At 56.0% G+C, this 9836-nt stretch carries 7 protein-coding genes; 5 read left to right on the top strand and 2 right to left on the bottom strand.

Annotation, left to right across the window (positions count from 1 at the left end; translation table 11 throughout):
• Positions 1-124: 124 nt before the first annotated feature.
• Both WHJ28_RS13540 and WHJ28_RS13535 read right to left on the bottom strand, forming a co-directional pair.
• Positions 125-1402, bottom strand: coding sequence for an S-layer homology domain-containing protein (locus WHJ28_RS13540; RefSeq protein WP_340042591.1), 1278 nt, complete (start codon positions 1400-1402; stop codon positions 125-127).
• 328 nt (positions 1403-1730) lie between these two features.
• Positions 1731-3395, bottom strand: a complete 1665-nt coding sequence (locus WHJ28_RS13535; protein ID WP_340042590.1) for an alpha-amylase family glycosyl hydrolase — start codon at positions 3393-3395, stop codon at positions 1731-1733.
• Positions 3396-3650: 255 nt separating this feature from the next.
• Between WHJ28_RS13535 and WHJ28_RS13530 the strand changes: the two genes are divergently transcribed.
• The 5 genes from WHJ28_RS13530 (at position 3651) to WHJ28_RS13510 (ending at position 9835) form a co-directional block, all read left to right on the top strand.
• Complete coding sequence (locus WHJ28_RS13530) at positions 3651-5522, top strand: BMP family ABC transporter substrate-binding protein (RefSeq protein WP_340042589.1); 1872 nt, start codon at positions 3651-3653, stop codon at positions 5520-5522.
• Positions 5519-6109 (top strand): metallophosphoesterase family protein, encoded by a 591-nt coding sequence (locus WHJ28_RS13525; RefSeq protein WP_340042588.1) that lies wholly within the window; start codon positions 5519-5521, stop codon positions 6107-6109. The genes WHJ28_RS13530 and WHJ28_RS13525 overlap by 4 nt, the downstream gene beginning before the upstream one ends.
• A 248-nt stretch (positions 6110-6357) precedes the next feature.
• Positions 6358-6897 (top strand): MarR family winged helix-turn-helix transcriptional regulator, encoded by a 540-nt coding sequence (locus WHJ28_RS13520; RefSeq protein ID WP_340042593.1) that lies wholly within the window; start codon positions 6358-6360, stop codon positions 6895-6897.
• Between the two features lie 331 nt (positions 6898-7228).
• Complete coding sequence (gene dcuC / locus WHJ28_RS13515) at positions 7229-8596, top strand: C4-dicarboxylate transporter DcuC (RefSeq protein WP_340042587.1); 1368 nt, start codon at positions 7229-7231, stop codon at positions 8594-8596.
• A gap of 51 nt (positions 8597-8647) precedes the next feature.
• Complete coding sequence (locus WHJ28_RS13510) at positions 8648-9835, top strand: MalY/PatB family protein (RefSeq protein WP_340042586.1); 1188 nt, start codon at positions 8648-8650, stop codon at positions 9833-9835.
• The last annotated feature ends 1 nt before the right edge of the window (position 9836 follow it).

The raw sequence follows: 9836 nt of genomic DNA, 5'->3' as shown, positions 1-9836 counted from the left end.
CCCCCCCCCCCCCGCCCCTGTCATATCTGTCCCAGCAGCTGAGAAGTCCAACGATACAGGCATGAAAGGAGCCGCCCAATTGGGCGGCTCCTTTCATGCCTGTTTTGCAACCCGGGCGGCAGAATCAGAAATGTTCCTCCCGATGGGTCGTCTGGTTATAAACGATGGTCTCCTTTGTCCCGTCGGCATATTCCAGATCAATGGTATCGATCCGGATGGCGTCGCAGGCGGGCACATAGCCCATCAGCTTGTAAACAAGGATGCCTCTTCCGGGAGCAATGGGTCCCACATAGCGCACAGATGCGGTAGCCTTGTGGGTGATCTCGTCGTAGGCGGGATTGCCGATGGGGTCCAGGAAGGTCACATGGACGGTGTAGTAATTGATGGTCTTGCCGGAGTTGTTTTTCCCGTCAAAGGAGAGGGTGATGCCGTTGACGCTGTTGCGGGTGAAGAAGAAGCCTGTGGGCTTGCCGATGGGGGGGACCTTCTGCACGGTGACCACAGAAGTGGCGGTGAGGGAACCGCAGGTGGCGGTAATGGTGGCGGTGCCGGGGGTGACGCCGGTGACGGTACCGTCAGAGGCCACGGTGGCCACGTTGGTGTTGGAGGAGGACCAGGTCACAGGCAGGGTGGTGTTGGCGGGGGCCACAGTGGCCTTCAGCGCCTGACTGGCGCCGGCGTCCACCACAAAGTTGGGGGCGCTGAGGGTGAGGGAGGTGGGCTTCACCACCGCCTTCAGGGTGAAGGATTTGCGCAGAGAGGGGTCCACCATGCTGGACAGGATGACGGCTACCTCGCCCCGGGTGATCTGGTTGAAGGGGGCAAAGGTGCCGGCGGAATCGGTGCCGGAGAGGACGCCGGCCCGGTAGAGCAGGTAGACCGCGTCATGGTAGTTGGCATCGCCGGGCACATCGGGAATGCCGTTTTCCTCCACCGTGTTGATGGCGGGCAGAGCCTCAGGAGGAAGGGCATTGGTCAGAATGGTGGCGAAGGCGGCCCGGCTGATCACGGCGGTGTAGTCAGGATAGGCCTGGCAGATGCCGTTGGTCAGGGCGTAATCCACATAGGTCTGATACCAGGGCTCGCTGGCAGTGAAGGTGTATCCATTGCCCTGATAGGTGGCATGGAGACGGGCGGCGATGGCGACGGTCTCGCCGATGGTCAGCTTGCCGCTTACATTGAATGTGGTGTCGCTGGAACCCTGCATCAGACCGTATTCATAGGCGGCCTGGACGGCAGAGGTGTACCAGGTGGAGGAGGCTACATCGGTGAACTGACCGGGAGTATAGGTCTTGCTCTTGGTAAAGTTGGACAGCCCGGCGGCCGCCAGTGCAGGTGTGAGGCACAAGGAGAGAGAAAGGGACAGGGTGAGCACAAGGGATAACAAGCGCTTTTTCATCATAGGCACCTCCGTTAAGAATGGTTTTCTGCCATTTCATTCTAGAACTATCAGGAGGGGAAAACAATCTGCGGGCTGCATAGTATATCAGAAACCAGGAACCGGAAAACCGCCGTCAGGATGGGCCTTATCTTTGGGGAGGCACCGACAGGGAAAAGCTGTAACAGGGGGGAGGTGGATGGTTCATCGGAAAATCAATTCCTCTGTGCGCGATTACGGTGCAAAGGATTATACAGGCAGCTTGCCGGAGGGATAAATGGACATAGAAAAAGGTGGACCAGGAATCCGCGTTCCTGGTCCACCTTCTATTCTGCTGCCTGTTATAAGCGGTTTATTGCTGGAGCAGCCAGACAAAGCCGTAGGGATAGAGTTCCACATGGCCGATCTCGTCGTAGTGGCCGCCATAAATCAGCTCGTCGAAGGCGCCGCCCTCAGGCGCGCCGGCAGTGACAAAGTCACCGCTGAAGTTGAACAGTGCCACCAGCTTGCGGCCCTCATACCAGCGTCCCAGACCCAGCACATGGGGGTTGCCGGTATCGAAGGTCCACACATTAGCCCGGGCGTCAAAGGCGGGTTCCGCCCCGCGCAGCTGCTCCAGGCGGCGCAGGCTCTGGAACTGCTTGCCCTGGCGGGTCTCCTGATTGTCACGCATGGCGGCCAGCTCCCACTGGAAGGGGCCGTTCTGGAGGTTGCGGGCGTCATCGGCCCGGGCGGCGTCCTCATGGTAGCTGTAGTCGTTGAGCTGGCCCACCTCGTCGCCGCAGGTCAGCAGGGGCATACCGCTCTGGGTCAGCAGGAAGGCGTGGAGCAGCAGGTCGCAGGCCACAGCCCGCTCCAGCTTGATGCCGTTCTGCTCATAGTCGGCGGCCTCCACACCGCACAGGGAGGCGGTGGTGCCGCACACCTTGCCCTCACGGCACAGCTCGCCCCGGCTGCTGCTGCCGGGGAACTTGCCGGTGGACCAGTCGTTGAGGTACTGGCGGTGGGCATACTCATCGGTGCCGCAGTGCTGGTTCAGCCAGCCGTAGTCCAGGGCCCAGTCCAGACCGCTGTCCCCGTGGAGCCGGTTGAGGAACAGAACGGCGGAGGACAGGGATGCCTCCACCTCGTGGCGGAGGAGGGATACGTCTCCGGTAGCCAGAGTGTGGAACAGCAGGGCGCCGTTATCCCGGCAGAGCAGATGGCACTCAGGCTTATCCTCACTGCCAAAATAGGGGGCCTCGCCGTGGGCGGGGGCCTTGCCCATCAGCAGTACGCCGGGACAGACCAGCGCGCAGATGAGGCGGGCCATCCGCAGTACACTGTGGGGCAGGCGGGACAGATCGCCCAGACGAATGGCATCGGTGCCCAGACCGGCCAGACAGAGCAGCTGCTCGACCCAGGCGTGGAAGGCGGCGGCGTCCTGGGGGGCGTCGGCCTTCAGAGGCAGGGCCAGCAGGATCTCCTGGGCCCGGCAGGCGTCGGCCAGACCGGCCAGTTCCTCCTGGCTGCCGTCACCGTTGAGACGCAGGAAGCTGACGCCGCACTCCTTCAGGTAGGGCAGGCGGTCTGCCACCCCGGCCAGGGAACCGGCAAAGCTGGCGGCATCCACGGCCATGGCCAGCAGATCCCGGCGGCAGTACCAACCGGTATCGGCGGCCCGGCGCTCGTCCTGGGTCCGCAGCTCTTTCCGGCGGGCCTCCCAGCTCTGGCGCAGCAGGGTGGTCAGCCGGTCCCAGGCGGCCAGATCGCCGTGGAACTGGTCCCGGTACAGCCGGGCCAGCTCGTCGCCGTACTGCTCCATACGCAGATCAAAGACGTTGGAGGCGGGCTCCGTTACAGGGGCAGCAGCAGGTTCCGCCACAGCCTTGAGGACAAACAGAGACGCAGGCATCACAATGGCAGGACGGCGGCCGGGGACCGCGGGGCGCTTGCAGTACAGGTCCTCTTCCAGGGCGCGGATCATGCGCCAGGTATGACAGGGCACAGTGCCCTTATGATAAGTATGTTCGTTCATGTGGAAAATCTCCTTTATCGTACGGACCGGTGGAGCCGGTTCGGATAGATGCAGCAGTGTCAGGCGCTCGGAAACCTGACCAACGGATACTACTATAGCACGGCTTGGGTAATTCTTCAACCGAAGCACTCCTTTTTTGTATGTTATTACCACTAGGACCAGGTTGGGGAAGGAGAAAAAGATTGTAATTTTACCCTGGCCGTGGTAGTTTGTTGGGAGAGAAGAAGGGCCGGAATGGAAAGGAGGTCGGCGGATATGCCGATGCTGGAGGAATACCACAACGCACTCCGTCTGGGACAAAAGGAGATCAGGGCAGCGGCAGCCAGGGGGGAAGAAACCGGTCTGCGGGTCCTGCCTGGCGACCCGGAGGAGCTTGCCATGCGGAGAGAGAGTCTGGGCGTGGTGGAGGTGCCCGGCGAGCTCATCGTGGGTACCTGCAACCAGCTGAGGCGGAATAGTTTTTCTCCCGGCTTCTATCCTGTTTTGGAGGCAGACAGTGAGTTTGCCGGCAAATGGGCGGCCCTCTGCCAGGCACATCTGAACGAAGGGATCCGGGACCCTATCAAGGCGGTGGAGTATCTCAACCGCTTCTATGTGGTGGAGGGCCACAAGCGGGTGAGCGTATTGAAATACTTTGGAGCCATCACAGTTCCGGCGGTGGTCACCCGCCTGCTGCCCCGGCCCTCGGATGACCCGGAGGTGGCGGCCTACTACGAGTTTCTTGATTTTTACCAAATGACCGGCCTGAATTTCCTGGTGTTCCGCCGGCCGGGGGAGTACCGGGAATTGCTGGAGGCCATGGGCCGGCCCAGCCGGGGGGCGTGGAGCGCCGAGGAAATCCACAACTTCCGTTCCTTTTACTATATGTTTCGGGATGCCTGCCTGCGGGAGAACGCCGATCAGCAGTACGTCTCCCTGGCTTTTCTGGTGTATGTGAAGCTCTTTGGCTATCAGGCTTCCCGGGGTAAACTGTCCACCCAGATCGCTCGGGAGCTGCCCATGATCCGGCAGGAGGTGCTCAACCGACTGGAGAACGCGGGAGTGACCCTCATGCTGGAGGATACGGTGAAAAAGCCTCTGTTCACCTTCCATCCCATTGGAGAGCGGTTGTGCGCCGCCTTTATTCATGCCGGCAGCAGCGATACCTCCCGATGGGTCTATGAGCATGAATGCGGCCGTTATCTGTTGGAAGATACCATGCACGATCAGCTCTATACCTGCTCCTATGAAAACGCCGGCACGGAACAGGAGGCGGAGAAGGCCATCAATGACGCGGTATCCAAGGGGGCGGACCTGATCTTTACCACCGATCCCTCTCTGCTGCTGCCCAGTGTGAAACAGGCGGTGCGCCACCCGGAAGTGAAGTTCTTCAACTGCTCCCTCAACAGCTCCTACCCATCGGTACGGACCTACTATCCCCGGATGCACGAGGCCAAGTTCATCAAGGGAGCCATTGCCGGATCCCTCTCCCGCAGCGGCTGGATCGGCTATGTGGCCGACTACCCTACCTCCGGTACCATTGCCGGCATCAATGCCTTTGCCCAGGGAGCAAGAATGGTCAACGCCGACGCCCGGGTATTGCTGTCCTGGGACTGCCTGAAGGAGGGCGGAGGCATCGACAGTCTCCGGGCCAAGGGCATTGTGTACATCGACTATCTGGACCGGCTGGCCGCTAACACCGGGCCCCGGTCCATGGATCTGCACAATCTGGCGATGATCCACTGCGACTGGGGCCGGTTTTACCAGAGCCTGGTGCGGCGGGTGCTGGACGGCAGCTGGAAGAAAGAGAGCCGGGGCAGCAGTGCCATCAGTTACTGGTGGGGCCTGAACCAGAAAATCGTGGATGTGCTCTGTTCCCGCCGCCTGCCCGCCGGGACCCGGCGGCTGGCCGGCGTGCTGCGGGACGCCATACGGGCCGAGCGGCTGGACCCCTTCTACGGGGTGCTGATGAATCAGCAGGGTCATGTGGTGTATGGGGATGACGGCCCTCTGCCCGCCCAACAGATCCTGTCCATGAACTGGCTGTCCACCTATGTGGAAGGAACCATTCCCAAACCTGAGGAGCTTACCGATCGGGCCAGGGAGTGGATGCGCTTACAGGGTTTTGAGGAGGTTGGAGCGACATGAAGATTCTGGTGGTGGCTGACTATGAGTCCCCCGCTCTTTGGGACTATTATACGCCGGATAAGCTGGAAGGGGTGGACCTGATCCTCTCCTGCGGGGACCTGAAATCCCACTACCTGTCCTTTCTGGCCACCTTTGCACACTGCCCGGTGCTTTATGTCCACGGCAACCACGACGGGCACTATGAGAAGGATCCGCCTCTGGGCTGCACCTGTATCGACGGGCAGTGCTATGAGTACCAGGGCTTACGCATCGTGGGCCTGGGCGGTTCCATGCGCTATAAAAGCGGGCCCCATCAATATACGGACAGGCAGATGGACTTTCGGGCCAGGAAGCTGGCCCCAAAGTTATTTTTTAAAAAGGGGTTCGACATCCTGCTGACTCACGCGCCGGGGAAGGACATGGTGCCCTGCACCGATCTGGCCCACACCGGCTTCCGGGCCTTTAACCGCCTGCTGGACAAGTATCAGCCTGCTCTCCATTTCCACGGGCACACCCATCTGAACTACGGACGGAGCATCCAGCGGGAACAGCGCTGCGGGAATACCCGGGTGATCAACGGGTATGAGCGGTACCTGGTGGAATTCTGAGTGGAAAAGCCCGCGTGATATGACGGAGTGTTGTGCGAGAAGTGGATATTTTTCCCGGACGCGGAGACAGCAAATACGCAGTTTATTCATGATGTGTGAAAAAGGATGGACAGCAGTGTGGTTTTGCTTGGCAAAGAAGAAAAAACTGTGCTATACTAAAGAAAACATGGCATTTTAGGTGCGGAGAGAGAAAGATACCATTTTGCGTTTGCAGGCAATGCGGTTGATCGGAAAAGGGGATCGATGTGATGATGAGTCAGGGCCCATACAAGGATTACAGTAATATTGATGCGGTGGATATTCTTCATCAGGTATCGGCTCTGTATATGTCCACAAAAACGCAGCATGATTATGGAACCGGCGACGTTTATACGGTGGTGGAGGTCCATACGCTGAAATATATAGCGGATAACCATGGGATCACGGTTACACAGCTGGCCCGGGACAACGGAAAGACAAAGGGAGCAGTATCCCAGATTCTAAAAAAGCTGGAAAATAAAGGACTTGTATTTCGGGTTGCTGATCCGGAAAATGATAAGCGCAATCACCTTTTCCTTACCGAAAAAGGGAAACAACTGGATGAAGCACATCGGAACTACGATGCCGGCCATTTTGGCGAATCAATGGATATCGTGCGCAAAAAATTTACAAAAGAGGAGATCAATACTACATTTGCAGTTCTGGAAAACTGGTTGGAGGTACGGCGGGAGGTCCAGCAGCGGCGAATATGGGAGAAAAAGCTGCAGGAGCGGCAGAAGCGGAGAGAGGTCATGAAGCAGGCCAATTGATTCCTGGAACAGAATATGAATCATGCAGACAAAGGCGGCTCCCTGCGAGAAACGTTATTCAACGTTTCTCGCAGGGAGCTTTTTTGTGCGCAAAAGAGGTTCATTTCAATTTGGCACTTTGACAGATTTTATTTCATATAACTTATGAAAAATGTAGAATTCTGTCCAATCGACTTGACAGGTCTGGGAAGTGAGTTTACAATCTAACCAAACTTGTATACAACCTAAACATATTGTTTAATAGCGAAACAGTAAATGGCGGGAAGTATACATGGCCAGTCTGCAGGATGGAAAACTAAAAATGTTAGAGTAGGTGGAAGGGAGATGCGTCATGAACGGTGTTTTATCCGTGATTGTAACATTAGTCTACATTGCGCTGGTTGCGATCCTTGTTATCAAACGGTATAATTCAGTTTTTGTCTTTCTGATGTCTGGTATGCTGGTGTTGTTTGTTTCAGCTTTGATAACCGGTGAGTCGGTCATGGGGAGCAGTTCAACGGGGAATGCGATTGTAGATGTCTTTGCCTATGCGGCAAGTCAATTCTCTGCCAACGCATCCGGCGTGGGGCTTACATTGATGACTGTTACAGGGTATGCTGTATATATGTCTCATATCGGTGCCTCTACCAAGTTGGCTCATTTGGCAACCAGACCGCTTTCCAAAATCAAAAACCCCTATATTGTGCTCGGTATGTTATTTATCATTGGAACGCTTTTGAAGCTTGTTATCACGAGTCATTCAGGCCTGGGTATGCTTTTGATGGCGGTGGCGTTCCCGATCCTGACCTCGCTTGGAATCAGTAAGCTCAGTGCGGCTGTGACCATCATCATGTGCGGCTTTGTGGATTGGGGCCCCAATGATTCCAGTGCCATTTTTGCCGCTGAAGAAGTAGTTGGAATGTCTATGATGGACTATTTTCTGACTTATCAGGGCAAAGTTGCTGTGATCCTGATTGTTCTCTGTGCCATTTTCCTTCCTATTTATCTGCATCATATGGATAAAAAGGAGACGGACGATACCATTGAGACTATGCGGCAGGAAGAGGCGGAAGCTCCTGATTGCCCTGCGGTGTACGCATTGTTGCCTGTGGTGCCCTTGGTGCTGATCACGGTCTTTAGCTTCATTCCCAATATTAAGTTGGATGTAGTGCCTGCCAATCTGATCGGTTTGACCTTTGTGTTTGTTCTGGAACTGATCCGCCGAAGAAACCGCAAGGAAGTGACCAACGACCTTAATGTGGTTATGAAGGCTATGGGAAACTCTTTTGCCACCGTAGTCAGCATTCTGATAGGCGCCGCTGTTTTTGCTGAGGGCATTCAGTTGTTGGGCGGTATTACCATTCTTTCCAATGGGCTTGCATCAATCAAGAGCGCTCCTATTGTGACGATGGTGCTCATGTCTCTGATTACCTTCTTTGCAGGTATGCTTCTGGGCAGTGGCAACGCGTCCTGGTATGCGTTTGGCCCCCTGGTTCCTGATGTGACGATGCAAATGGGTGTTTCCACCGCCACCATTGCGCTTCCCATGCAGCTTTCCTCCGGTATTGGCCGCTGTATGTCTCCGGTGGCGGGCGTAGTGATCGCGATCTCGGGCATGGCGGAACTTGATATTACCAAGATCGTTAAGCGCTGTGCGATGCCAGCAGTGGTAATGTTTATTTGCAATATGATCGTTTCCTATATCGTTGTGTCCCTGTAATGAATGAAATATGGTACTATGTAAACAAGAAGAAAGGAAGGCATAGTGACAATGAGCGATGTGATCTATGATTTTGACAAAGGAATTGAGCGCAGAGGAACGGATGCAAAGAAATATGACCCCAGCCTGTGCCCCGAGGATGTGCTGCCTTTCTGGATCGCGGATACGGATTTCCCTAGCCCTGTGGAGGTAAAGCAGGCCCTGTTGGAGCGGGTGGAGCTGGGGCATTACGGATATCCTTATATTGACATGGCCTTTGAAAACAGCGTTGCCCGGTGGTACAAGGTGCGCCATCACGTGGAACTGGAGCCGCGCTTTATTGATTTTTCTCCCTGCGTGATCCCTGCTATGATTTGGTTTGCCAAGGAATTTTCCAGCGAAGGAGATAAGATCCTGCTCCAGACCCCAGTCTATCCGCCGTTCCATGATCTGGTGAAAAATAATGGCCGCCAGCTGGTCTATAATGAGATGCGCTTGGTCAACGGACGCTATGAGATCGACTTTGCGGATCTGGAGCAGAAACTGAAGGACTCAAAGGTAAAGATTCTGTTCATCTGTAATCCGCAGAATCCCACCGGCCGCTGCTTTACCCGGGAGGAACTGACCCGGATGGGCGAACTGTGTCTGCAGAATCATGTGATGATCGGCGTGGATGAGATCCATGCAGACATCATCTTTGACCACAATGAATTTGTTCCCTTCTGCAGCTTGTCCAAGGAACTGGCGGAGCATTCGGTTACCTTTATCAACCCGGCCAAAACCTTTAATGTGGCTGGCGTCCGGACGGCGGCATGGTTTACCCATAGCGAGGAAGTCTATCGCCGTATGATGAATCAGCAGACCTACAGCAAAGGAATGGGACGCAATATTTTCGGCAATGTGGCGTTGATGGCCTGCTATAACCACGGCGACTCCTATGCTGATCAGTGCGTGGCTTATCTGAACGAGACAAAGAACCAGGTGGTGGCGTACATCAATGAAAATATTCCGGGTGTCACCGCGATTGATCCCGAAGCCACCTTTATGGTATGGCTGGACTGCCGCGAACTTGGTTTCCGGACACAACAGGAACTCAAGGATTTTATGTTCCAGAAGGCCAAGATCCTGCTGAACGACGGGACCACATTTGGGGAAAGGGAAGGATTTGGGTTTATGCGGTTCAACTTTGCCGCACCTCGCTCAATCGTGATGGAAGGACTGGAGCGGCTCAAGCGTGCGGTAGAGCAGCTGGAAAAGTGAG

Origin of the sequence: Flavonifractor porci (assembly GCF_037572415.1) — a bacterium.
GTDB lineage: Bacteria > Bacillota > Clostridia > Oscillospirales > Oscillospiraceae > Flavonifractor > Flavonifractor porci.
The sequence above is the reverse complement of the archived record's forward strand: the minus strand, read 5'-3'. Positions and strand labels throughout refer to the sequence as shown.